22 protein-coding genes are annotated in these 25,560 nt (G+C 54.2%); 7 read left to right on the forward strand and 15 right to left on the reverse strand.

Annotated features, from left to right (window positions below):
* Positions 1-17 precede the first annotated feature (17 nt).
* From J4645_RS18435 to ppiA, 3 genes are all read right to left on the reverse strand, one after another.
* Positions 18-620, reverse strand: coding sequence for a putative adenosine monophosphate-protein transferase Fic (locus J4645_RS18435; protein ID WP_001528278.1), 603 nt, complete (start codon positions 618-620; stop codon positions 18-20).
* Positions 610-777, reverse strand: a complete 168-nt coding sequence (locus J4645_RS18440; RefSeq protein WP_001519136.1) for a YhfG family protein — start codon at positions 775-777, stop codon at positions 610-612. The genes J4645_RS18435 and J4645_RS18440 overlap by 11 nt, the downstream gene beginning before the upstream one ends.
* A 113-nt stretch (positions 778-890) precedes the next feature.
* Positions 891-1,463 carry a peptidylprolyl isomerase A gene (ppiA, locus tag J4645_RS18445; RefSeq protein WP_000920478.1) on the reverse strand — a complete coding sequence of 191 codons (573 nt, stop codon included), beginning with the start codon at positions 1,461-1,463 and terminating at the stop codon, positions 891-893.
* Between the two features lie 276 nt (positions 1,464-1,739).
* On the opposite strand from ppiA, the gene tsgA reads away from it, so the two are divergent.
* From tsgA to J4645_RS18480, 7 genes are all read left to right on the forward strand, one after another.
* A complete protein-coding gene (gene tsgA / locus J4645_RS18450) occupies positions 1,740-2,921 on the forward strand; it encodes an MFS transporter TsgA (protein WP_000185267.1) in 1,182 nt (393 codons plus the stop codon).
* A 317-nt stretch (positions 2,922-3,238) separates the two neighbouring features.
* Positions 3,239-5,782, forward strand: a complete 2,544-nt coding sequence (gene nirB / locus J4645_RS18455; protein WP_023215162.1) for an NADPH-nitrite reductase large subunit — start codon at positions 3,239-3,241, stop codon at positions 5,780-5,782.
* The gene (gene nirD / locus J4645_RS18460; RefSeq protein WP_000084814.1) at positions 5,779-6,105 is read left to right on the forward strand and encodes a nitrite reductase small subunit NirD; all 327 of its coding nucleotides are present in this window, start codon (positions 5,779-5,781) and stop codon (positions 6,103-6,105) included. The genes nirB and nirD overlap by 4 nt, the downstream gene beginning before the upstream one ends.
* A gap of 265 nt (positions 6,106-6,370) precedes the next feature.
* Complete coding sequence (nirC, locus tag J4645_RS18465; RefSeq protein ID WP_000493576.1) at positions 6,371-7,180, forward strand: nitrite transporter NirC; 810 nt, start codon at positions 6,371-6,373, stop codon at positions 7,178-7,180.
* Positions 7,181-7,191: 11 nt separating this feature from the next.
* The gene (gene cysG, locus J4645_RS18470; protein ID WP_000349904.1) at positions 7,192-8,565 is read left to right on the forward strand and encodes a siroheme synthase CysG; all 1,374 of its coding nucleotides are present in this window, start codon (positions 7,192-7,194) and stop codon (positions 8,563-8,565) included.
* 336 nt (positions 8,566-8,901) lie between these two features.
* Positions 8,902-14,730, forward strand: coding sequence for an autotransporter domain-containing protein (locus tag J4645_RS18475; RefSeq protein WP_023215163.1), 5,829 nt, complete (start codon positions 8,902-8,904; stop codon positions 14,728-14,730).
* 193 nt (positions 14,731-14,923) lie between these two features.
* The gene (locus tag J4645_RS18480; protein WP_000472323.1) at positions 14,924-15,094 is read left to right on the forward strand and encodes a YhfL family protein; all 171 of its coding nucleotides are present in this window, start codon (positions 14,924-14,926) and stop codon (positions 15,092-15,094) included.
* A gap of 144 nt (positions 15,095-15,238) precedes the next feature.
* On the opposite strand, the gene trpS is transcribed toward J4645_RS18480, so the two are convergent.
* The 12 genes from trpS to J4645_RS18540 form a co-directional block, all read right to left on the reverse strand.
* Complete coding sequence (trpS, locus tag J4645_RS18485; RefSeq protein ID WP_000165562.1) at positions 15,239-16,243, reverse strand: tryptophan--tRNA ligase; 1,005 nt, start codon at positions 16,241-16,243, stop codon at positions 15,239-15,241.
* Positions 16,236-16,994 (reverse strand): phosphoglycolate phosphatase, encoded by a 759-nt coding sequence (gph, locus tag J4645_RS18490; RefSeq protein ID WP_023212569.1) that lies wholly within the window; start codon positions 16,992-16,994, stop codon positions 16,236-16,238. The genes trpS and gph overlap by 8 nt, the downstream gene beginning before the upstream one ends.
* The gene (rpe, locus tag J4645_RS18495; RefSeq protein ID WP_000816283.1) at positions 16,987-17,664 is read right to left on the reverse strand and encodes a ribulose-phosphate 3-epimerase; all 678 of its coding nucleotides are present in this window, start codon (positions 17,662-17,664) and stop codon (positions 16,987-16,989) included. The genes gph and rpe overlap by 8 nt, the downstream gene beginning before the upstream one ends.
* A 17-nt stretch (positions 17,665-17,681) precedes the next feature.
* Positions 17,682-18,518 carry an adenine-specific DNA-methyltransferase gene (gene dam, locus J4645_RS18500; RefSeq protein ID WP_000742132.1) on the reverse strand — a complete coding sequence of 279 codons (837 nt, stop codon included), beginning with the start codon at positions 18,516-18,518 and terminating at the stop codon, positions 17,682-17,684.
* A 180-nt stretch (positions 18,519-18,698) separates the two neighbouring features.
* Positions 18,699-19,976 carry a cell division protein DamX gene (gene damX / locus J4645_RS18505; protein WP_000343151.1) on the reverse strand — a complete coding sequence of 426 codons (1,278 nt, stop codon included), beginning with the start codon at positions 19,974-19,976 and terminating at the stop codon, positions 18,699-18,701.
* 97 nt (positions 19,977-20,073) lie between these two features.
* Positions 20,074-21,162 (reverse strand): 3-dehydroquinate synthase, encoded by a 1,089-nt coding sequence (gene aroB / locus J4645_RS18510; protein WP_208209000.1) that lies wholly within the window; start codon positions 21,160-21,162, stop codon positions 20,074-20,076.
* A 56-nt stretch (positions 21,163-21,218) separates the two neighbouring features.
* A complete protein-coding gene (gene aroK, locus J4645_RS18515) occupies positions 21,219-21,740 on the reverse strand; it encodes a shikimate kinase AroK (protein WP_000818621.1) in 522 nt (173 codons plus the stop codon).
* 464 nt (positions 21,741-22,204) lie between these two features.
* A complete protein-coding gene (gene hofQ, locus J4645_RS18520) occupies positions 22,205-23,443 on the reverse strand; it encodes a DNA uptake porin HofQ (protein WP_023208277.1) in 1,239 nt (412 codons plus the stop codon).
* Positions 23,358-23,759, reverse strand: coding sequence for a HofP DNA utilization family protein (locus J4645_RS18525; RefSeq protein WP_023208276.1), 402 nt, complete (start codon positions 23,757-23,759; stop codon positions 23,358-23,360). The genes hofQ and J4645_RS18525 overlap by 86 nt, the downstream gene beginning before the upstream one ends.
* Positions 23,749-24,222, reverse strand: a complete 474-nt coding sequence (locus J4645_RS18530) for a hypothetical protein (RefSeq protein WP_023208275.1) — start codon at positions 24,220-24,222, stop codon at positions 23,749-23,751. Before J4645_RS18530 ends, J4645_RS18525 begins: the two co-directional genes overlap by 11 nt.
* Complete coding sequence (locus J4645_RS18535; RefSeq protein WP_001646520.1) at positions 24,206-24,745, reverse strand: PilN domain-containing protein; 540 nt, start codon at positions 24,743-24,745, stop codon at positions 24,206-24,208. The genes J4645_RS18530 and J4645_RS18535 overlap by 17 nt, the downstream gene beginning before the upstream one ends.
* Complete coding sequence (locus J4645_RS18540; RefSeq protein ID WP_023215164.1) at positions 24,745-25,524, reverse strand: hypothetical protein; 780 nt, start codon at positions 25,522-25,524, stop codon at positions 24,745-24,747. The genes J4645_RS18535 and J4645_RS18540 overlap by 1 nt, the downstream gene beginning before the upstream one ends.
* Positions 25,525-25,560 lie beyond the last annotated feature (36 nt).

Consider the following 25,560-nt stretch of genomic DNA (forward strand, 5'->3'; position numbering starts at 1 on the left):
AGTAGAACCGCACTATTTTACTCAGTTTCGCGAGCTTCGCTTATCGCTTTCTGAAAAATCGCCTGCAAAGCGGAGAGATCGCCCATCGCGCCGCTCTGGTTCGCCTGCTGCCATGTTTCAACCGCAATACCTTGCCAACTCAGCGCGTAGCCTGCATGTAAGGCCAGCTGTTCAAAGAAGATGCGCTGCGCCAGCCCGCTCCCCAAACGAAACGGATGGAGTACGTTAATTTCACAGTAGTAATGCGCCAGCCGCTCGACAAACTTCTCGTGCGCCAGACCGACCAGATAGCCCTCTTCTTCCAGATCCTGCATCAGAGCATTGCCCTCTTTTTCGATATAGGCAAAGTGGCAGAAACGGGTATCGCCCTGGTAAATATCGACCTCCCGCAGTTGCCCTGCCCAGTCGAAAATATCCTGATAGAGCTGGCGATGAATCGCGCACAGATGAGGCAAGCCGCGTACCAGCGGCCCCAGTTCAATCGTGGCGGCACGGAGCGCGGTCATTTCATATGCCGCTTGCGCCAGTCGCTGGGCCTGATGAATCCCCAGCCGATTACGCATCACATTCAGCCCCGGATAGAGGTACGGATCGCGCCCTTCGCCAAATTTATCGCTCATAGTGCCTCCGAAGCTCGTCAAGACGTGCCAGCGCTTCATCGGCGGTCAGGGTTACTAAGGGGATCTCAATACCTTCGAGACGGCGGCTTTGCTGGAAGTTAACGTTGCGCCGCTGTTCCCAAAAGCGTGACTTTTGTTTATCGGTAAGTTTCTTCACCTGGCCTCCCTGAATATGTCTGTGCTTGACCACAAGTATAAGCAGCAATTTCAGGTTACGCTGAGACAGGGAGAAAACGCGGGCGGCTCGCACCCGCGCAGTCATATTTTATTTTATGGCAGGACTTTCGCGGAAAGGATAACGACTGGTTTTGTCGGCACATTCTGATAAGGCCCGACATCGTGCGTCGGTACCTGTGAGATTTTATCGGCGACATCCATACCTTTTACCACTTTACCAAATACCGCATAGCCAAAGTCGCGCTGGCCGTGGTCGAGAAAAGCGTTATCCGCGACGTTAATAAAGAACTGGCTGGTGGCGCTGTCTTTATCTGCGGTGCGCGCCATCGCGATCGTGCCGCGAGTATTACGCAGACCGTTGTCGGCTTCATTCTTAATCGGCGGATTCGGTTTCTTCTGCTGCATCTGCTCGTTAAAACCACCGCCCTGAATCATAAAGCCAGGAATAACGCGGTGAAACGTAGTGTTGTTATAGAAACCACTGTTGACGTAATCGACAAAGTTTTTCACAGAAACCGGCGCTTTCTGGCTGTTCAGCTCCAGCTCAATATTCCCGGCGGAGGTGGTTAACAGCACATGAGGATCGCCTTTTGCTGCCAACGCTGCGGGAGAAAGAGCAGAAAGAGCGAAAACAGCTGCGACAGCCGCCAGAGTCGATTTGAGCATGAGATTTCCTTAAAGAGAGCAGAAATAAAGCAAGTGGAATGATTTTAAAGAGCCTTCCTGGGCCAGGCCAGCCCTTTACCTAATTTTACGTATATGAAACAAATGTAACGTTACGACGCAACGCCGTATTCTTGCAATATGATGTGACAAACATCACATTAAAAAATGTAATGAACATTACTATCACTAATAATTATTTAAATGCATCACAAAAGCGCCTAAAATCTGCCCGCTTAACGCGCCCTCCACGCGCTTCACTTCTCTTCAAGGCCAGACATGACTAACAGCAACCGCATCAAGCTCACATGGATCAGCTTTCTTTCCTACGCCCTGACCGGGGCGCTGGTGATTGTCACCGGGATGGTGATGGGAAATATCGCAGACTATTTTCAGCTGCCCGTTTCCAGCATGAGTAATACCTTTACTTTCCTGAACGCCGGGATTTTGATCTCGATCTTCCTCAATGCGTGGCTGATGGAAATCATCCCGCTGAAAACACAGCTACGCTTTGGTTTTATCCTGATGGTGCTGGCGGTGGCCGGGCTGATGTTCAGCCACAGCCTGGCGTTGTTCTCAGCGGCGATGTTTGTGCTGGGGCTGGTCAGCGGGATCACCATGTCGATTGGCACCTTCCTGATTACGCAACTGTATGAAGGGCGTCAGCGCGGTTCCCGACTGCTGTTTACCGACTCCTTCTTCAGCATGGCGGGGATGATTTTTCCTATGGTCGCCGCCTTCCTGCTGGCGCGTAGTATTGAGTGGTACTGGGTCTACGCCTGCATCGGCCTGGTCTACCTGGCGATTTTTATCCTGACCTTCGGCTGTGAATTTCCGGCGCTGGGTAAACATGCGCAGCACTCTCAGGCGCCTGTCGTCAAAGAAAAATGGGGCATTGGCGTACTGTTTCTCGCCGTCGCCGCGCTGTGCTATATCCTCGGTCAATTGGGCTTTATCTCCTGGGTGCCGGAATACGCCAAAGGCCTCGGCATGAGCCTGAATGACGCCGGGGCGCTGGTGAGTGATTTCTGGATGTCCTATATGTTCGGCATGTGGGCGTTCAGCTTTATCCTGCGCTTTTTCGATCTGCAACGCATTCTGACCGTACTGGCGGGTATGGCGGCGGTACTGATGTATCTGTTTATTACTGGCACGCAGGCGCATATGCCGTGGTTTATTCTGACGCTGGGCTTCTTCTCCAGCGCCATTTATACCTCCATCATTACGCTGGGATCGCAGCAAACGAAAGTGGCCTCGCCTAAGCTGGTTAACTTTATTCTGACCTGCGGCACCATAGGAACGATGCTGACCTTCGTCGTCACCGGCCCGATTGTGGCGCACAGCGGTCCACAGGCGGCGTTACTCACCGCGAATGGTCTGTATGCGGTGGTCTTTGTGATGTGCTTTGCGCTCGGCTTTGTGTCCCGTCATCGCCAGCATAGCGCGCCGGCTACGCATTGATAATGATTGCCGGATGGCGCCGCGATGCGTCTTATCCGGCCTACAGCGTAAGCTGTTGGTAGGCCGGATAAGGCGACGTCGCCCTCCGGCACTCTATCCCCCTCCTGACGAGGTAGGCCTGTTGGTCTAAAAACCCCTCATTTTGTATGTTATTTGTACAAACCTGAAAAGCCTGACAATTCCGCCACTTATAAAAATCCAGACAAATCAGCCATATACCCATTAAGAGGTATATAAAGGTGAATTTGATTTACATCAATAAGCGGGGTTGCTGAATCGTTAAGGTAGGCGGTAATAGAAAAGAAATCGAGGCAAAAATGAGCAAAGTCAGACTCGCTATTATCGGTAATGGTATGGTCGGCCACCGCTTTATTGAGGATCTCCTTGATAAATCCGACGCTAGCCTGTTCGACATTACCGTGTTCTGTGAAGAACCCCGTAAAGCCTATGACCGTGTCCACCTGTCATCCTACTTCTCTCACCACACCGCGGAAGAGCTCTCTCTGGTGCGTGAAGGATTTTACGAGAAGCACGGCGTGAAGGTACTGGTTGGCGAACGCGCAATTACCATTAACCGTCAGGAGAAAGTGATTCACTCCAGCGCGGGTCGTACCGTTTATTATGACAAGCTGATCATGGCGACCGGTTCATATCCGTGGATTCCGCCGATTAAAGGCTCCGAAACCCAGGATTGCTTCGTTTACCGTACCATTGAAGACCTCAACGCTATCGAAGCCTGCGCCCGTCGCAGCAAGCGCGGGGCGGTGGTCGGCGGCGGTCTGCTGGGGCTGGAAGCCGCTGGCGCGCTGAAAAACCTCGGCGTGGAAACGCACGTCATTGAATTTGCGCCAATGCTGATGGCGGAACAGCTCGATCAGATGGGCGGCGAGCAGCTACGTCGCAAGATCGAAAGCATGGGCGTGCGTGTACACACCAGTAAAAACACGCAAGAGATTGTTCAGCAGGGTAACGAAGCGCGTAAGACTATGCGTTTTGCCGACGGCAGCGAGCTGGAAGTCGATTTTATCGTCTTCTCTACCGGTATTCGCCCCCGCGACAAGCTGGCTACCCAGTGCGGTCTGGCCGTCGCGCAGCGCGGCGGGATCGTGATTAACGACACCTGCCAGACGTCCGACCCGGATATCTACGCTATCGGCGAGTGCGCCAGTTGGAACAACCGCGTTTACGGTCTGGTCGCACCGGGCTATAAAATGGCCCAGGTTGCCGTTGACCATATCCTCGGCAGTGAAAACGCCTTTAAAGGGGCGGATCTCAGCGCCAAGCTGAAGCTGCTGGGCGTGGACGTCGGCGGCATCGGCGACGCGCATGGCCGCACGCCGGGCGCGCGTAGCTACGTTTACCTCGATGAAAGCAAAGAAGTCTACAAACGTCTTATTGTCAGCGAAGATAACAAAACGCTGCTCGGCGCAGTACTGGTCGGCGACACCAGCGATTACGGCAATTTGCTGCAACTGGTACTGAACGCCATCGAACTGCCGGAAAACCCGGATTCGCTGATCCTGCCGTCGCACGCGGGCAGTGGTAAACCCGCTATCGGCGTGGATAAACTGCCGGACAGCGCGCAGATCTGCTCCTGCTTCGATGTGACTAAAGGCGATCTGATCGCCGCTATCAATAAAGGCTGCCATACCGTGGCGGCGCTGAAAGCGGAAACCAAAGCCGGAACCGGCTGCGGCGGCTGCATCCCGCTGGTGACGCAGGTACTGAACGCCGAACTGGCGAAACAGGGTATTGAAGTCAACAACAACCTGTGCGAGCACTTTGCTTATTCTCGTCAGGAACTGTTCCACTTAATCCGCGTGGAAGGCATTAAAACCTTTGAAGAACTGCTGGCGAAACACGGTAAAGGCTACGGCTGCGAAGTGTGTAAGCCGACCGTCGGTTCGCTGCTGGCGTCGTGCTGGAACGAATACATCCTCAAACCGCAGCACACGCCGCTACAGGATACTAACGACAACTTCCTGGCGAATATCCAGAAAGACGGTACTTACTCGGTGATCCCGCGCTCCGCTGGCGGTGAAATCACCCCGGAAGGTCTGGTGGCCGTGGGTCGTATCGCCCGCGAGTTTAACCTCTATACCAAAATTACCGGTTCTCAGCGTATCGGTCTGTTTGGCGCGCAAAAAGACGATCTGCCGGAAATCTGGCGTCAACTGATTGAAGCGGGCTTCGAAACCGGTCACGCGTACGCCAAAGCGCTGCGGATGGCGAAAACCTGCGTCGGCAGCACCTGGTGCCGCTACGGCGTGGGCGACAGCGTCGGTTTCGGCGTGGAGCTGGAAAACCGCTACAAAGGTATTCGTACCCCGCACAAGATGAAGTTCGGCGTCTCCGGCTGTACCCGTGAATGTGCGGAAGCGCAGGGTAAAGATGTCGGTATCATCGCCACTGAGAAAGGCTGGAACCTGTACGTTTGCGGTAACGGCGGCATGAAACCTCGTCATGCGGATCTGCTGGCAGCCGATCTCGATCGCGACACGCTGCTCAAGTATCTCGACCGCTTTATGATGTTCTACATCCGTACCGCCGACAAACTGACCCGTACCGCACCGTGGTTAGACAACCTGGAAGGCGGCATCGACTATCTGAAATCGGTCATCATCGACGACAAGCTGGGCCTGAACGAACATCTGGAAGAAGAGATGGCGCGCCTGCGCGCAGCGGTGGTCTGCGAGTGGACGGAGACCGTCAACACGCCAGCGGCGCAGGTTCGTTTCAAACACTTTATCAACAGCGACAAGCGCGACCCAAATGTTCAGGTTGTGCCGGAACGCGAACAGCATCGTCCGGCCACGCCGTATGAACGTATCCCGGTCACTCTGGTGGAGGAAAACGCATGAGCCAGTGGCAAAACATCTGCAAAATCGATGACATTCTGCCGGGAACCGGCGTCTGCGCGCTGTCAGGCGGCGAACAGGTGGCGATTTTCCGTCCTTACCATAGCGATCAGGTATTCGCGATCAGCAACATCGACCCGTTCTTTGAAGCCAGCGTGCTGTCTCGTGGACTGATTGCGGAACACCAGGGCGAACTGTGGGTCGCCAGCCCGCTGAAGAAACAGCGCTTTCGCCTGAGCGATGGTTTGTGCATGGAAGACGAACAGTTTTCTGTGAAACATTACGACGCGCGGGTAAAAGACGGCGTGGTGCAGTTGCGCGGTTAATTATTTTTGGGAGGCGCAACGCCTCCCCTTTTTTGTATTTTTTTTCATTTTAATTGTTATCACAAAATCATTTGTACTGCATCGCGGCGGCAACTGAGCAACAAATTCGTCAGGAACGAATTTGAACAGCCGCTGGCTGCCTTCGGTGAGGGACAAGGATGTCCCTCATTAATCCCCAGGAGCATAGTTCACTATGTGACTGGGGTGAGCGAGGGCAGCCAACAAAGAGGCAGTGCAAAGGATGAAGTGAGAAAAGGATAATCAAATGTTTACAGACACTATCAATAAGTGTGCGGCTAACGCTGCGCGCATCGCACGCCTGTCGGCGAATAATCCGCTCGGCTTCTGGGTCAGTTCGGCAATGGCCGGGGCTTATGTCGGTCTCGGCATCATTCTTATTTTCACCCTCGGCAATCTGCTCGACCCGTCCGTGCGTCCTTTGGTAATGGGTGCCACTTTTGGTATCGCCTTAACGCTGGTCATCATCGCCGGTTCCGAACTGTTTACCGGCCACACCATGTTCCTGACGCTGGGCGTCAAAGCTGGCACCATCAGCCACGGTCAAATGTGGGCTATCCTGCCGCAAACCTGGCTTGGCAACCTGGTCGGCTCCGTCTTTGTCGCCCTGCTTTACAGCTGGGGCGGCGGCAGTTTGTTGCCGGTCGATACCAGCATCGTTCACTCAGTCGCGCTGGCGAAAACCACCGCGCCCGCCACGGTACTGTTCTTCAAAGGCGCGCTGTGTAACTGGCTGGTTTGTCTGGCAATCTGGATGGCGATCCGCACCGAAGGCACGGCGAAATTTCTTGCTATCTGGTGGTGTCTGCTGGCGTTTATCGCTTCCGGCTACGAGCACTCTGTCGCGAATATGACGCTGTTCGCCCTCTCCTGGTTTGGTCATCACAGCGACGCCTATACCTTGTCCGGAATCGGACACAATCTGTTGTGGGTCACTCTGGGTAATACTTTGTCCGGCGTCGTGTTCATGGGATTGGGTTATTGGTATGCTACGCCGAAATCGGAGCGTCCTGTTCCGCAAAAAACCAACCAAATTAAGGTTACAGCCAACCATTAAGGGGTAATGTCGTGGACCATTTGCCTATATTTTGTCAATTACGCGACCGCGACTGTCTGATCGTCGGCGGTGGCGATGTCGCAGAACGCAAAGCACGGTTATTGCTGGAAGCAGGCGCACGTTTAACGGTCAATGCGCTCACCTTTATTCCACAGTTCACCGTATGGGCAAATGAAGGCATGTTGACTCTGGTTGAGGGACCGTTCGACGAAACGCTTCTCGACTCGTGTTGGCTGGCGATCGCGGCCACCGACGACGATACCGTCAACCAGCGCGTCAGCGAAGCGGCGGAGTCACGCCGCATCTTCTGCAACGTGGTGGATGCGCCGAAAGCCGCCAGCTTTATCATGCCCTCCATTATTGACCGCTCGCCGCTCATGGTCGCCGTCTCCTCGGGCGGCACTTCCCCGGTGCTGGCGCGTCTGCTGCGCGAGAAACTGGAGTCGCTGCTGCCGCAGCATCTGGGGCAGGTCGCGCGCTACGCCGGGCAACTCCGCGCCCGAGTGAAAAAGCAGTTTGCCACGATGGGCGAACGTCGTCGCTTCTGGGAAAAATTTTTCGTCAATGACCGACTGGCGCAGTCGCTGGCGAATGCCGATGAGAAAGCGGTTAACGCGACAACCGAGCACCTGTTTAGCGAACCGCTGGATCACCGTGGCGAAGTCGTGCTGGTTGGTGCCGGGCCGGGCGATGCCGGACTGCTGACGCTGAAAGGGTTACAACAAATCCAACAGGCGGATATCGTGGTTTACGATCGCCTCGTCTCCGACGACATTATGAACCTGGTACGCCGCGATGCCGATCGGGTCTTTGTGGGGAAACGCGCGGGTTACCACTGCGTCCCACAGGAGGAAATCAACCAGATCCTGCTGCGTGAAGCGCAAAAAGGTAAACGCGTGGTACGCCTGAAAGGCGGCGATCCCTTTATCTTTGGTCGCGGCGGCGAAGAGCTGGAAACGCTGTGCCATGCCGGTATTCCTTTCTCGGTCGTGCCGGGGATTACCGCGGCTTCCGGCTGCTCCGCCTACTCCGGTATTCCGCTAACCCATCGCGATTACGCCCAGAGCGTACGTCTGGTCACGGGTCACCTGAAAACCGGCGGCGAGCTGGACTGGGAAAACCTGGCGGCAGAAAAACAGACGCTGGTGTTCTACATGGGGCTTAATCAGGCAGCAACTATCCAGGAAAAACTGATCGCATTCGGTATGCAGGCCGATATGCCGGTTGCGCTGGTAGAAAACGGCACCTCCGTGAAGCAACGCGTCGTCCACGGTGTGCTGACGCAGCTCGGGGAATTAGCGCAACAGGTTGAAAGCCCGGCGCTGATTATCGTTGGCCGGGTCGTTGGTTTACGCGATAAATTAAATTGGTTCTCTAATCATTAATTAAAATAAGGCCCTGTTATTCAGGGCTTTATTTTACAACTACTCGTAACCCCAAATTATTTTTACTTAAAATTAAATTAAGCAATCCATTTTAAATACACCACGTGAATTTAAATATTAATAATATTGCGTAAAAACCCTTTTATTCGTCAAATTCCCCCATCATTCATTCACCTAATAAATAACACCGTTAAGCACTCAATTTGACCTGACCTGGTTATCGGGTGATAAAATAAACACTAAAGCATAATTTTCTTCTGGCCATTTCATCATTGCCTGTATCGCTCTCTGCATATGTTTAGTACGCAAGGAAAATATTAATTAAGGATGAACCCTATGCAAAAGAAAAAACTTATTTCTATCGCGATCGCTTTAACGCTACAAAGTTATTACATTCCGGCCATCGCCGCAGAAAATAACGATGATGAAAAAGAATGTCCCAGTAATATCTCCTCCCTGCCTAAAGAAAAACGCGCAAAACTCTCACCGACCTGCCTTGCTACATTACCTGAAAATGATAATCACTGGGGCTGGGTTGCTGGCGGCGTTGCTGCGCTGGTCGCAGGTGTGGCTATTGGCGTTGAAAATAACGGTGGCGGAGATTCCACTCATTCTTATACCCCCCCTACGCCCGATAATGGCGGCGACGTCACTCCGCCCGACGATGGCGGCGATGACAATGTGATCCCACCCGATGATAGCGGCGATGACGATGTAACCCCGCCTGACGATAGCGGCGATGACGATGTGACCCCACCCGATGATAGCGGTGATGACGATGTAACCCCGCCTGACGATAGCGGCGATGACGATGTGACCCCGCCAGACGATAGCGGCGATGACGATGTGACCCCGCCTGACGATAGCGGCGATGACGATGTGACCCCGCCTGACGATAGCGGCGATGATGATGTGACCCCGCCCGATGATAGCGGCGATGACGATGTGACCCCGCCCGACGATAGCGGCGATGATGATGTAACCCCGCCTGACGATAGCGGCGATGACGATGTGACCCCGCCTGACGATAGCGGCGATGACGACGACACGCCCACAGATAATTCTGTTACTACCTTCAGCAACGGCGTCACCATCGATAAAGGCAAAGACACCCTGGCCTTCGATAGCTTCAAACTGGATAACGGCAGCGTTCTCGAGGGCGCCGTGTGGAATTATTCAGAACAGGATGACCAGTGGCAGTTGACCACCGAAGACGGCAAAACGCTGAACGTCACCGGCTGGGACGTGACTGACGCCAATGCCGCCGTGATTGAAGGCACCCAGGAAAACGGTCTCTACTGGAAGTACGACAGCCGGGGCTATCTGATTATTGCCGACGATAACACCACGGTTATCACCGGCGACGGCGAATCGCATACCTCCGATCGCGGCATGGATATCAGCGGCCAGGATCGCACCGGCGTGATTATTTCCGGCGATCGAACCGTCAACACGCTCACCGGGGACTCCAGTGTGACCGACGGTGCCACCGGCATGGTGATCTCCGGCGACGGCACCACCAACACCATTTCGGGCCATTCAACGGTAGACAACGCCATCGGCGCGCTGATTTCCGGTAATAATACCACCACCGATTTCTCCGGCGACATTACCGTGAGCGGCGGCGGCACCGCCATCATCATCGACGGCGACAACGCCACGGTTCAGAATACTGGTACCTCCAGTATCAGCGGCGCAGGTTCCACCGGCACCACCATTGACGGCAATAACGCGCGCGTCAGCAACGACGGCGATATGACCATCACCGACGGTGCCACCGGCGGCCATATTATCGGCGACAACGCGGTTATCGATAATGTCGGGGATACCACCGTCAGCGGCGCGGGGTCCGCTGCGTTGTATGTCGATGGCGATAACACGCTCATTATCAATGAAGGCGATCAGACCATCTCCGGCGGCGCGACCGGTACGCGAATTGACGGCAGTAAGGCCCGTATCGCCAATACCGGCGATATCGCAGTGGATGGCGCAGGCTCTGCCGCTGTAGTTATCAATGGCGACAACGGCAGTCTGACCCAGGCGGGCGATCTGCTGGTCACCGACGGCGCGATGGGTATCATCACCTACGGCACCGGAAATGAAGCAAAAAATACCGGTAACGCCACCGTCCGCGATCAGGACTCGGTGGGTTTTGTGGTCGCTGGCGAACAAAACGCCTTCCGCAACAAAGGGAATATTAACGTCAGCCTCAACGGCACCGGCGCGCTGGTGAGCGGCAATACGTCACAGGTTACGCTGGATGGCGATATTAACGTTATTTCCGTGCAGGACAGCGATGGCGTATTCCGCGGCGCGACGGGCGTAAACGTGAGCGGCGACAGCAACACCGTCAATATCGCTGGCAACGTGAATATGAGCGCTGAGTTCGAGCAAAATTCTTTGATCGCCGGCGATACCCCGCTAACCGGCGTCACCGTTAACGGCGCCAACAACGATATCACCCTTGATGGCACATTTGACATCAACGTCGGCGATCTGTCGACAGTCAGTGGACAAGCGTTGAGCGTTATCGGTCTGAACGTTACGGGCGAGGGTAACAACGTAGATATCCGCGGCGGTATTAGCATTACCCATAGCCAGAATACGGATGGCTCGGTCAGCATCGTCACAGGCATCAATCTCAACGGCGACAGCGAAGTTACGCTAAGCGGTCAGTCCACAATAGATACAGCCACCATGATAGGAGGCGCTGTCACACTGGCCAAGGTCAGCAACGGCGGTTCTCTGATTCTGGATGACAATTCAATCATTGATATTAATGTCAATTATATAGATGTTAGCGCTTCCATTAACAATGCGCTATTAGTCGCTAACGGAGAAAATTCATCAATTGCGAACCAGGGCGATATCACAAGCCACGGCGTCTATTCCATTATGCGCGTCGACAATGGCGCAACTATCGGCAACAGCGGTGAGATCCTGGTTTACGCAACCAGTAACGGCGGCGGCGACGATCGTACTGCCGTTGCCCGCGCCGACGACGCAGGTTCAGTAATTCATAACCAATCTGGCGGTGATATCACCATCATATCTGACCAGCAACCTGTAAAATATAAAGGTTTTTCCTTTTTCCCGCTGAAATGGTACAACCATACCTTCTATGCAATGCTCGCCTCTGGATATGGCGATGTTGTCAATGATAAAGACGCCGCCATCCATTTGCAGGGCGCAGGCGTATATGGCGTTAGCGCCATCAAAGGAGCGGCGCTAAACGCAGGCGATATTTATCTGGATGGTTTTGTCCCGACGCTGGACGATGAAGGTGATATTACCAGCACAAGCTACTGGCATCCGTCATCGCTCTATCTCACCAGTGCAGGTATGGTCGCAGGCTCAACTGATGGCGGTGACGGCGACGCCACAGCCACCAATACCGGCACCATTAACGTTAATAACGCCGGGTTCGGCATGATGGCGCTCAATGGCGGCACCGCCATTAACCAGGGCACCATTAATCTCACCGCCGATGAAGGCGTCACCAAAACCGATGATAACCAGCTGGTCGGCATGGCGGCGCTCAACGGCGGGACCGTCATCAACGATACCACTGGCACCATCAATATCGATGCCAGCTATGGCAAGCCATTTTATGCTGATGACAGCAGCGTTGTCGTTAACTACGGCACAATCTGTGTTGCTGACTCTTGCCAAAACAGTAGTCAGTATAATCCCACGGACCCGATGGTTTCTTTCGCTTATAACGATGGGCTTCTCTCCGCTTATGGAGAAAATATTAAATTAAACAACAATATACTCATTCTCGGTGATGTGGGTAATGAAGGCGCAGTAGCAACCGAGAAAGTTAACGTCACTGACAGTGGATACCTCACCAACAGCGCCAGTGGCGAAATTACCAGCTTCGTCGTCGCGGAGAATGGAGGGAAAATTGATAACCGCGGCAAAATTACCTCTGTTGACGTTGAAGAGGGCGGGACGTTAACCAACAGTGGCGACATTAGCGACACGTTAACCGTGGGAGGTGGCGCAAGCGCCATCAACAGCGCCACGGGTTCTGTCAATCACATCGATATGTGGAAAGGCTCGCTGGATAACCAGGGATATATTGGCACTCTGATACTGCAAAACACCTCCGGGGCGGTAAGCAATACAGGTGTTATTGATGTTGTGAATTTTAAAGCCGCGACCGTATTCAATAATAATGGCACAGTGAACGATCTGGCTGTCGCCAGCGGTGCAACGGTGAATAACCTGAGCGGCGGCGTGGTCAGCATACCCGAACAAATGTGGAAAGGAACGCTGAATAACTGGGGCGAAGTAAACGGCACGATGGATATCGCCAACGGTACCTTTACCTTCTATAACGCCGGGACATTCAATGGCAACATCAAGACCGCCAGCGCCAAGGGAGGAATGGTAGAAAACGATGGCGTGATTAACGTAACCGGTAATAATGTCGTCGCCATGTCAGCCTCCGGCAGCGCCAAAATGGTGAATAACGGGGAAATTAACCTGGGAACAAAGGGTACGACCGACACTGGCATGATCGGAATGCAGCTTGAGTCCAATGCCAGCAGTTCCGCCGTCATTGAAAACAACGGCACCATCAATATCTACGCCAGCAATTCGTATGCATTCAGCCAACTGGGCAGCAACGGCCATATCGTCAACAACGGTACGGTTTATATTGATGACAGCGTAACCGGCTCCGGCTTTATCAAGCAGAGCGGTAAAACCATCGAAGGCAGCGGTGAAAACGGCGACGGTACGGAAGTGCATTATGTTGACTTCATTGCGCCAACGGAACCGACCATTAACGATGGCATGGCGACCGTGACAACCGGCGACAGCGCAGGCTCCTCCACCACCAACAACCTGTCCGGCTACGTGGTCGGCACCAGCGCCGACGGCAGCGCCGGTAAGCTTAAAGTCAGCAACGCCAGCATGAACGGCGTGGAAATCAACACCGGCTTTGCCGCAGGTACCGCCGACACCACCGTCAGCTTCGACAACGTGGTCGAAGGCAGCAACCTGTCTGACGCCGGCGCTATCCAGTCCACCACCGTGGTGTGGAACGCGCAGGGAAGCCAGGACAGCGACGGCAACGTTGACGTCACCATGACCAAAAACGCCTATGCCGATGTCGCAACCGACGCCAGCGTCTCCGGCGTGGCGAGTGCGCTCGACGCCGGTTATACCAACAACGAGCTGTATACCAGCCTCAACGTTGGCACCACCGCCGAACTGAACAACGCCCTGAAACAGGTCAGCGGCGCTCAGGCCACCACCGTGTTCCGCGAAGCGCGCATCCTCAGTAACCGCTTCAACATGCTGGCCGACGCGGCCCCGCAGATTAAAGACGGCCTGGCGTTTAACGTAGTGGCGAAAGGCGACCCGCGCGCTGAACTGGGCAACGACACTCAGTACGACATGCTGGCGCTGCGCCAGAAGCTGGATTTGACCACAAGCCAGAATCTGACGCTGGAGTACGGTATTGCGCGTCTGGATGGCGACGGTTCAAAAACCGCGGGCGATAACGGCCTGACCGGCGGCTACAGTCAGTTCTTCGGCCTGAAGCACAGCATGGCGTTTGAAGAAGGTCTGGCGTGGAATAACAGCCTGCGTTATGACGTGCATAACCTGGACAGCAGTCGCTCCGTCTCGTATGGCGACACCAACAAGGTGGCGGATTCCGACGTACGTCAGCAGTACCTTGAGTTCCGCAGCGAAGGGGCAAAAACCTTCACTCTGATGAGTGATACGCTGAAAGTCACGCCGTATGCCGGGGTGAAATTCCGCCACACCATGGAAGATGGCTACAAAGAGCGCAGCGCCGGAGATTTTAACCTGTCCATGAACTCTGGCAACGAAACGGCGGTAGACTCTCTTGTCGGTCTGAAGCTGGATTACGCCGGGAAAGACGGCTGGAGCGCCACCGCTACCCTGGAAGGCGGCCCGAACCTGAGCTACAGCAAGAGCCAGCGTACAGCGTCATTACAGGGTGCGGCGGGTCAATCGTTCGGCATAGATGACGGTCAAAAAGGCGGCGGCGTTAATGGCCTGGCAACCATCGGCGTGAAATATAGCAGCAATGATACCGCGCTACATCTGGATGCGTACCAGTGGAAGGAAGACGGTATCAGCGATAAAGGCTTTATGCTTAACGTTAAGAAAACATTTCGTTAAATAAACGACATTATATAACACTAATACAGGCCGCTTATTATTAAGCGGCCTTTTTTAAATCATATTTACTGGTAAAGATGAAGTCCTTATTTGGACTACCTGTATGATTCATTAATTGCTATCGTACTATACGCTAAATAGATCTTATATTTATTCCACCAGTAGTGCTCGTTTTATCAACAAGGATTTTGACATGTTTAAATTTGTAAAAATTGCCGTTGTGGCAGGGGTTCTGGCGACGCTCACCGCCTGTACTGGTCATATCGAAAACAAAAAAAACAACTGCAGCTACGATTATTTGCTGCACCCTGCAATTTCTATTTCTAAAATTATTGGTGGTTGCGGCCCGGCTGCTGACCAATAATAGAAACGACTGCGCAGATACAAAAAAACCGGGATTTTCCCGGTTTTTTTACAGGTCTGATAAACGGTACGTCGCAGATGCCTTGTCCAACTTACGCTCGTTTGTAGGCCCGATAAGCTCGCGCCATCGGGCAAGAAATTACCGTTACGGTTTCGCCACAAAGCCAATGGCTTCGTAAACGGCTTTCAGCGTTTCGGCCGCACGTGCGCTGGCTTTTTCCGCCCCGTCTTTCATCACCTTCTGCAAGAACGCTTCGTCGTTGCGGAAACGATGATAGCGCTCCTGCAACTCAGACAACATTCCGGAAACCGCCTCCGCCACTTCGCCTTTCAAATGGCCATACATTTTACCTTCAAACTGCTTTTCCAGTTCAGGAATGCTCTGACCGGTCACGGCGGAAAGAATATCCAGCAGGTTAGAGACACCCGCTTTCTCTTTCACATCATAACGCACTACCGGCGGCTCGTCGGAGTCAGTGACCGCACGTTTGATTTTCTTCACTACCGATTTCGGATCTTCCAGCAGGCCGATCACGTTATTACGGTTATCGTCCGATTTGGACATTTTCTTCGTCGGCTCCAGCAGCGACATCACACGCGCGCCGGATTTTGGAATAAACGGTTCCGGTACTTTGAAAATATCGCCATACAGCCCGTTAAAACGCTGGGCAATATCGCGGCTCAGTTCCAGATGCTGCTTCTGATCTTCGCCTACCGGCACCAGATTGGTTTGGTACAACAGGATGTCTGCCGCCATCAGCACCGGGTAATCAAACAGGCCGGCGTTAATGTTTTCCGCATAGCGCGCAGATTTATCTTTAAACTGCGTCATACGGCTCAGCTCGCCGAAATAGGTATAGCAGTTCAGCGCCCAGCCAAGCTGCGCATGTTCCGGCACATGGGACTGAACGAAAATAGTGCTCTTTTCAGGATCAATACCACATGCCAGGTACAGCGCCAGCGTATCCAGCGTCGCTTTACGTAGCTGCTGCGCGTCCTGACGCACGGTAATAGCATGTTGGTCTACGATGCAGTAGATGCAATGATAGTCATCCTGCATGTTTACCCACTGACGCAATGCCCCCATATAGTTGCCAATGGTCAATTCACCTGAGGGCTGTGCGCCACTAAAAACGATGGGCTTAGTCATTTTTTATTTCCTGGTTATCGCTATGCGGAAGCCCAAGTGCGGGCAAAAGATCGTTAAAACTGTCATAAATGACGTCCGGCTCGCTAAGAGCGATCGCTTCGCCATAATTGTAGCCGTATGTCAGGCCAACCGAAGGGCAACCCGCCGCTTTTGCAGCCTGAATATCATTACGCGAATCGCCGACAAAAAGCATCTGCTCCGGCATCATACCCAGTCGGCTTGCCACCAGCAACAGCGGCTCCGGATGCGGCTTCTTATTTTGCACATCATCGCCGCCGATAACCACACTAAAGTATTTGGCGATATCAAGCGATTCCAGCAACGGCGCGACGAACGGCGTCGGTTTGTTGGTCACCAAACCTAATGACAATCCGCTGGCGTGCAGCGCGCCCAGCGTGTCGGCGACATGCGGAAATAAAAAGGTGCCTTCTTCCGCCACTTCGCCATAATACCTGTCGAACAGTTTACGCAGAATGCGTACCTGTTCCTCGGCAGGAATATCTTCATCAACGAGCGGTTTCCCCATCGTCTTACGCAGCGTGGCGCGCTCCTCGCGAGCCCAGGTCAGCGCGCGTTCCATCAATACGTCTGCGCCGTTACCAATCCAGGTAATCACGCGCTCCTCGCCCGCGACCGGCAGTTCCAGCGCATACAGCGCCATATCCACCGCCGCGGCAAGACCCGGCGCGCTATCCACCAGCGTGCCGTCAAGATCAAAGGCGACGCCCCGAATATTCTGCAACTTATCCATGACTTACCTTTGCCAGCTCACTGCGCATTTCATCAATCACTTTTTTGTAGTCGGGCTTATCGAAAATTGCCGACCCCGCAACAAACATGTCCGCGCCTGCTGCGGCGATCTCGCCGATATTGTTCACCTTCACGCCGCCATCCACTTCCAGGCGAATGTCGTAACCGGACGCATCAATGCGGCGTCGCACTTCGCGCAGTTTATCCAGCGTCTGCGGAATAAAAGACTGGCCGCCGAAGCCTGGGTTCACGGACATCAGCAGGATCACATCCAGTTTGTCCATGACGTAATCGAGATAACTGAGCGGCGTTGCCGGGTTGAATACCAGCCCCGCTTTACAGCCGTGCTCTTTAATCAGCTGTAGCGTGCGGTCAACATGTTCGGAGGCTTCCGGGTGAAAGGTAATGATGCTCGCGCCAGCGGCGGCAAAGTCGGGCACGATACGGTCGACTGGCTTGACCATCAGGTGGACATCAATAGGCGCGGTAATACCGTACTGACGCAGGGATTTCAGCACCATCGGGCCGATAGTCAGGTTCGGCACATAGTGATTATCCATGACGTCAAAGTGTACAACATCAGCACCGGCAGCCAGCGCTTTGGCGGTGTCTTCACCCAGGCGAGCAAAATCAGCCGACAGAATTGAGGGGGCAATCAAATACTGTTTCATCCGCTTCTCCTTGAGAATTATTTTCTTGCAGGCGTGGCGACTCCTGGTTGGTACAGAGCCAGCAGTTCGTCCACCTTTTTACGTGTGCCGCCGTTGCTGCTTATACTGCGTCTAACTTTGACGACATGCAATTTTGCGAGTTGATACCACTCGCGTGTGAGCGCCGTATCATGGTTGGAAATGAGCACCGGTATCCGGTTACTGACCAGATTCTCAGCGATTTCCGCCAGATGCGCTTGTTGCGTCAGGCTAAAACTATTGGTGTGATACGCTGTGAAGTTAGCCGTGGCGGACAACGGCGCATAAGGCGGATCGCAATAGACCACCGACGACTTGTCCGCACGCGCCATACTGTCTGCGTATGACTCACAGTAAAAGAACGCATTCTGCGCTTTTTCTGCAAAGTGGTACAACTCCGCTTCCGGGAAGTAAGGTCTTTTATAACGACCAAACGGTACATTAAATTCCCCGCGCAAGTTATAGCGACAGAGTCCGTTATAACCGTAGCGGTTCAGATATAAAAACAGTACCGCCCGACGAAAGGGGTCCTGGCAGGTGTTGAACTCCTCACGGAGTTGGTAATAGACCTCAGCCTGGTTAGTTTCAGGCATAAACAGCTCGCGCGAAGCCTGTACGTACTCGTCAGTACGTAACTTCACGATGTTATAGAGGCTAATAAGGTCGCTGTTGATATCGGCGAGGATATAACGAGAAAAGTCGGTGTTAAGAAACACCGATCCGGCACCCACAAAAGGTTCGACAAGGCACTCGCCTTTTGGCAAATGTCGTTTGATATCATCAAGCAGAGGATATTTTCCCCCTGCCCACTTCAAAAAAGCGCGATTTTTTTTCATGCTGACTAACTAATTACACCTTCTCCGGCTGTGGAGAAAGCTCCGACAGCATCCTGCGCTTTAGGCTGTGCCGCGTTGCTTTACGGCGCATTTGGCGATAGCAAATGCGCCCCTCGCGCCTGTCCTGAACAAAAATAGCTGTCAGCGACACTCACAGGCAATTGCAGGACACAGCCTGGATTATTTCAGATCGGCCTGAACCTGATGCAACGGTTTTGCCCACGGGTTTTTCGCCTGCACATCGGCAGGTAAGGTGGACACCGCACGTTTAGCATCCTCTTTCGAAGCATACATCCCCGTTACCAGCACATACCACGGTTGTCCATTACGCGTCGTCTCGTATACCACATAATTTTTCAGGTTCTCTTTCTTCGCCCAACCGTTCAGGTTGTCGTAATTTGAAGAACTACTGAGCTGCAATGTGTAGTGGCTGGATGGCGCGCTCTTTAATGCGCCAACGTTGCCGGCGCTTTTCCCGCCGCCTGCGACAGGCGTCGTCGAGGCTTGCGCTGGCTTCGCGGTTTGTACCGGCGCAGCGCTTGCCGTCGCTGTCGGCGCAGCCGTCGTGGTGGTCGCTTTCGGCGTCGCGGCTGGCGCTGCCGGTTCCGTGCGTTTCACTGGCGCGACCGGTTTCTTCGGTTCCGCAGTCGTGGTTTTCGCCGTGGTCTGCGGTTTCTTAGGTTCAATGACGGCCTGTTTACGTTCCGGACGCGTGGTATGACGCTCGGCAGGTTCGCTAACCGCCGCCTGACGCGTCGTGCTGCCATTGCGAACTGGCGCGACGGTTGCAGGCTCTGTCGGCAACGTAGAGTTCACCGCAACATTGTTCATCTGCTCTGGATTCTGCGTCAGCGCATTATTCAGATCGCCCTGCACTTCCACGCGCTGCTGACCGTCAGCGACCACAGGCGACTGTCCCTGCGTCGGCGTTGAAGAAATCGGCGGCAAAGAAATATCCTGCGACGTATTGCCCGCGGTTTGTTCTGCGGAGGTGGTGCCCGGCGCAGGCTGGGTCGCATTCGCCTGATCGGCGGCGTTACCGGAAAGATCGATACTCTTTTCGCCAGAGGCCGACGGCTCGCTGGAAGACGTTGAGGGGGCTTTCAGCGCGGAGCCGATACCGATAATCAATAGCAGCAGCACCAGTACGCCAACGCCCATCATCATGTACTGACGAGAGGCTGGCTTATGGGCCGCTTTTTTACGCTTACGTGGACGGCGTTCAACACGCTCTTCGTCCACCGTATCGTCTTCATCGGATTCGTACTCTTCTTCAACTTCAGGTTCTTCACTACGCGCTTTACGCGTACGCGTCGGACGGCGATCGTCGGCATCCAGATCAACGTCATCAAAGTTGATCTGTGGCTCATTATCGCGTTCTGAAGATTGACGAGAACGACCAGTACGACGATCGCTGGGATCGGGTTTCAGCTCGTCTTCTGGTTTGAATTCATCCATTTAACACCCCACTCAAAGGTTAATGCTTACGACATTGCACATAACCTGAAGCTAAAAGACTGACATCTACGCAATATCAGTCTGACCTTTCTTGTTGTTACGCCTGCTGACAGTCAGCAATCGCGCTAAGAACGACTTCGTGCGACACTCCGCCGCGCACTTCACTTTTCCCTATGGCCAGCGGAAGCACTAAACGCAGCTCCCCCGCTAACACTTTTTTATCTCGCAGCATGTGCGGCAAATAGTCCTGCGCGGACATCTCGCAAGGGCCATTGACTGGCAACCCGGCCCGTTCGAGTAGAGCGATGATGCGCTGCGTATCAGCAGAACTGAACTGCCCCAAACGCTCGGATGCGCGCGCAGCCATCACTATACCTGCGGCAACGGCTTCACCATGTAACCAATTGCCATATCCCATTTCCGCTTCAATGGCGTGGCCAAAGGTATGTCCAAGATTCAGTAAAGCACGTAAGCCCGCTTCACGCTCGTCGGCGGCAACAACTTCGGCTTTCAGCTCGCAACAACGACGAATACAGTACGCCATCGCCGGACCGTCCAGACGCAATAGCGCATCCAGATTATCCTCAAGCCAGGTGAAGAAGTCTGCGTCGAGTATAATGCCGTATTTGATCACCTCTGCCAGTCCCGATGCCAGTTCGCGTGCGGGAAGCGTTTTCAGGCAATCAAGATCGACAACCACAGAAGCGGGTTGGTAAAACGCGCCAATCATGTTTTTGCCAAGGGGATGGTTGACGGCGGTTTTCCCGCCCACGGAAGAATCAACCTGCGACAGTAAGGTAGTTGGCACCTGGATGAAACGTACGCCTCGCTGGTAACTGGCCGCCGCAAAACCGGTGAGATCGCCAATCACGCCGCCGCCAAGCGCGACCAGCGTGGTATCACGACCATGCGGTTTTTTCAGTAACGCCGAAAACACCGTATCCAGCACCGTCAGGCTCTTATACTGCTCGCCGTCAGGAAGAATCACGCTGTCTACGTTAACGCCCGCCCGTTCGAGTACGCCGCGAACCTTGTCCAGATAAAGCGGCGCCAGGGTTTCGTTGGTCACTAACATGACCTGATCGCCTGATTTCAGCGGCAAGAATGAAGCTGGTTCGTTAAACAAACCAGCCGCGATGGTGATCGGGTAACTACGTTCCCCGAGAGTGACTGTAATCCTCTCCATGACGCGACATCCACCTTAGTTACTTGTGCCCGCTTACCCAGCGTATTCTGCTTGAATTAGTTGCTTTCCAGCATATGAATAATCTGGTTTGCCACAACCTTAGCGCTTTGATCGTCGGTGCGAATGGTGACGTCGGCAATCTCTTCGTACAGCGGATTGCGTTCGTTAGCCAGCGCTTCCAGAACTTCGCGAGGCGGCGCTTCAACCTGCAACAGCGGGCGTTTTTTATCACGCTGCGTGCGCGCCAGTTGTTTTTCGATGGTCGTTTCAAGGTAGACCACGACGCCACGCGCGGAGAGACGGTTACGCGTTTCACGCGATTTTACAGAGCCACCGCCGGTTGCCAGCACAATACCCTGTTTTTCCGTCAATTCGTTGATAACTTTTTCTTCACGATTACGGAAGCCGTCTTCACCTTCAACATCGAAGACCCAGCCCACATCAGCTCCGGTTCGTTTCTCAATCTCTTGATCAGAATCGTAAAATTCCATATTGAGTTGTTGAGCTAACTGGCGCCCAATAGTGCTTTTTCCGGCACCCATAGGCCCAACCAGAAAGATATTGCGTTTCTCTGCCATTTTTTCGGTACTACTAAGACTATTCGTTAATGGTAAACCCGCTTCACAGACACCCAGCGCAGCAGGACATGAACTGAAACCTCATAAGATATTGCGAGAGTCAGACTGAAAATTATCTCAATACTCAAGCGGGTTTGGCAACTGAATAAATCACCAAGCCTGATTGTTGCAAAACCCGAGTTAGCGTTGCCGGATGGCGACCAGAACAACATATCCGGCCTACAAATTGCTCTACTTTCAAACAATTGTGCGCAATCCGCAGAACCAATACGTCTGCATCAGCGGACATTCAGCCGTTTATCATCGGTCTTATGCACACCTTCGGCAAGGCAAAGCGCATTAATCAATGCGTCAGCAACGAAAAGCACGACTCTCAAATCGGTACTCCTTGTATGCTAAATACATCCGCACGTCAAATCCCGCAGATGCGTTCAGTGCAAAAACAGCGCTTTTTTATGCATAAATTATTCTGTCGCCACCAGTCTGGGGGTGATAAACACCACTAATTCGCGTCGCTCGTCCTCTTTGCCGTCATGGCGGAAGAGCTGACCAAGCCAGGGAATATCCCCCAGCAGCGGCACGCTATCGCTACCCGATTTATTTTTTCGCGAAAAAATACCGCCCAGCGCCAGCGTCTCGCCGCTTTTTACCTCTACCTGCGTTTCAATTTCCTGTTTATCTATCGCCAGCACTTCGCCGTCAGCCTGTTGTAGTACCTGACCGGGGACATTCTGGCTGATATGTAACTTCAGGCGGATGCGCCCTTTTTGCAAAACGGTGGGCGTCACCTCCATTCCCAGCACCGCTTCTTTAAATTCCACGGAGGTCGCGCCGCTTTCGCCGCTGGAAACCTGATAAGGAATTTCGCTGCCTTGCTTGATACTGGCTGGCTGCAGATGGGAAGCCAGCAGCCGGGGGCTGGCGATAATATCCAACTGCTGCTTTTGCTCCAGCGCTGACAGCTCCAGATCCAGCAAGCGTCCGTTAATGCGCCCGATGTTAAACCCGACGCGTGAGGTGGCGGCGGCGACGGATAAATCACTGGAAAGCGTCGTCACGTCACCCACCGCGCCCGCTTGCGACGCGTCAGCCAGCGTCCACTTTACGCCCAGTTCCCGTAGACTCTTTTCGTTAATGGTGACGATATGCGCCGCCAGCTCCACCTGCGCCACCGGCAGATCCATTTGCGATACCCATTTTTCCAGCTCCGCCAGGGCCGCGCGGTTATCGCGCAACAGCAGGCGGTTGGTGCGCTTATCTACCATGATGGTTCCCTTCGCGCTCAGGAGTTTCTCGCCCGCTTTCGCCAGTTCGCCGGCATCGGCGTATTGCAGGCTAATGCTGCGGTTTTCCAGCGGTAAATTAGCCTGAAGCCTTAACCGCTCGGCATCCTGCCGCGCACTGTGTTCTTTCTGCCAGGCCTGTGAATGAACATGAAGAATATTCCCCTCCTGACGCAGCACCAACCCCGCGCTATTGACCACCGTCTGTAGCGCCTGTTTCCACGGCACATCCGCCAGATGTAGCGATAATGTCCCGCTGACGTCCGGCGACACCACCAGATTCTGCCGCTCCTGCTCGGCTAAAGTCTGCAAAACCTGCACCACAGGGACGTCGTCAACCACCAGCGTCACTTTCGCCGCTTTTCCCGCCTGTGCGGCGGGCATCAAGACTATCAGTATTATGGCTATCCATCGCTTCATTGTCCGCTCCCTGACGTAGCCACCGCCACTGCGGCGGCGCACAATTTTTACCGGTCGTTAACGTTAAGGCTTCCGCCGTCAGGCGGACAATCGTCCAACCGTTTTCCAGCGTCTGCCCTTCTTCCACTCGCCGCCATTTTTGCTGGCTATCTTTAAGAATGCCTGTCCATCGCTCGCCTTTACGTACCGCGCCCTGATATCGCCACTGCGAGAGTTCCGCTATCCGGCAGCGATCTTCCGGCGGGCGGAAGGGATCGCGCATTCCCGTCAACGTCAGCAAACAAAAACAGAGCAATACACTACGGCTAGCCTTCATTCGCCAGGCGCTCCAGTTGCAGCGTTATCAATAATTCCGCCCCCTCTCTACGCAATGAAAACCGACTTACGCTCATCTCGCTTTCGGCCAACCGGACAAACAGTGACGGCACCGCATCCCAGGACGTTTTCAGCGCCATTTCTCCCCCCTGCGCCGATGGCTGCCAGTGCAGCAAACGCAGGGGAGGCGCCTGGAAATCTAACGGCGAAAAAGGACGCGGATTTTCAACGGTGCCCCCGAAAAGCGGTTCAGCCGCGATGCTCAGACGGCGCAGATGACGCCACTGTTGTCGGGCGGCCTCGCGCTGCTGGCTTAACCGCGTTTGTTGCGTATCCAGCGTTTTCCAGCCGGGATAGCCCACAGATAACGCGACCGTCAGCGCCAGGCACAGCACGCCTGCACACCAACAAAAAACCCGACCACGGCGCGACATCCCGTACCAGATATCAAAGAGCGCGTTCACGGGCGGCGCTCCTCGTTAACTGATAATGGAACTGCCAGCGCCCTTGCGCATCCTGCCGCGTGGCGCCCGTGCGGTTTAGCGGAAAACTGACATAGTGACGAAGCGATGTCTCAAGCGTGAGCAGGGCGTCAAACGTTCTCGCCAGCCCTTCCAGCTCTAGCGTCTCTTGCTGATAATTGAGGCTTGTCAGCCATGCCTGATCTGGCAACAGGTTGGCAAGGTCAGTCAAGATAGGTTGCCAGGCTTGCGTCAGTTCACGCTGCGCCTGACGTTGTAATCGCGCCTGTTGCTGCCGCTGACGCTGCTGCAACTGCGGTATGTTCGCCGCAAGCGCCGTCGTGCGTCCGTTTTCCGCCGTCAGTAGCAGTTCATTAATCCTCCCCTCCTGCCAAAAAACCAACCGGGCGATCGTCGCGAGGCTTGCTATCAGCAGCAGGGACGCGCCCCATACCACGCACCACAGCCGCAGACGCGCTACGTAATGTTGGCGCCGCCAGGGGAGCAAATTGACAGAATGCGCCATCAGCGTATCTCCCCTATGGCTAAACCCAGCGCAATCGCAAAGCGATAACCATCCGGCGGAACCGGCGGTTGGCGGACGGTAACGGCGCGCCAGGGGTCGAATTCGCCTTCGGCGCATAATGAAATATGTTCCGGCACGACGGACAATGTTGCGGCAAGGTCATGCAGCGTCGTCGCCTCGCGCGCCGATTTACGCCCCCACGCATAGCGCGTCGCCCACAGCCACTGGCTCTCATCGCGCCAGACCAGACATTGCCGCCCCGAAGGTATAAACGGCAGCAAGCGCTGTAACGCGCAGGCATCGGGCGTTACAGCAGCGATGCGCACATTGAGCGTTTGCGCCAGCGTTAACAGCTCTGAAATTTCTTTGCTTTGCACGGCGGTAACGTTGAACGCGGGGCTCAGCGCATCGTCCTGAAAGTCGAAACGCAATAAGTCCGGATCCATATCCAGCTCACGCGCCATCGTTTGTGAAAGCCATGCGACTTGCTCACGTTCCCGCAGACGCATCGGCGGATGTGGAAAAGCGCGTTGCAATGTCCGATTTGCGGGAAAAGAGAGATAAATACGGTGACGTAGCGGCAGCTCACGGCTCCAGGGTCGCAGTACGTGAGCCAGCGATTGCGGGTCAGGAATCGTACCCTCTGCCGTGGAGGCGTTCATCAGCGGCAGTCGCCACCAACGTTGCAGGAACCAGCCCGATGCGCCGCGAATAACGGCGATGGCCAGCGCTTCATGCTGCTGAATATGCAATCCTATTTGCCAGGTTTTAAAAGCCATAACGGTCGATCTCCTTATCACCCGTCGCGTTAACGG

Source organism: Salmonella sp. 32082101201600294FB01SM01 (assembly GCF_017572865.1).
Lineage (GTDB): Bacteria > Pseudomonadota > Gammaproteobacteria > Enterobacterales > Enterobacteriaceae > Salmonella > Salmonella enterica.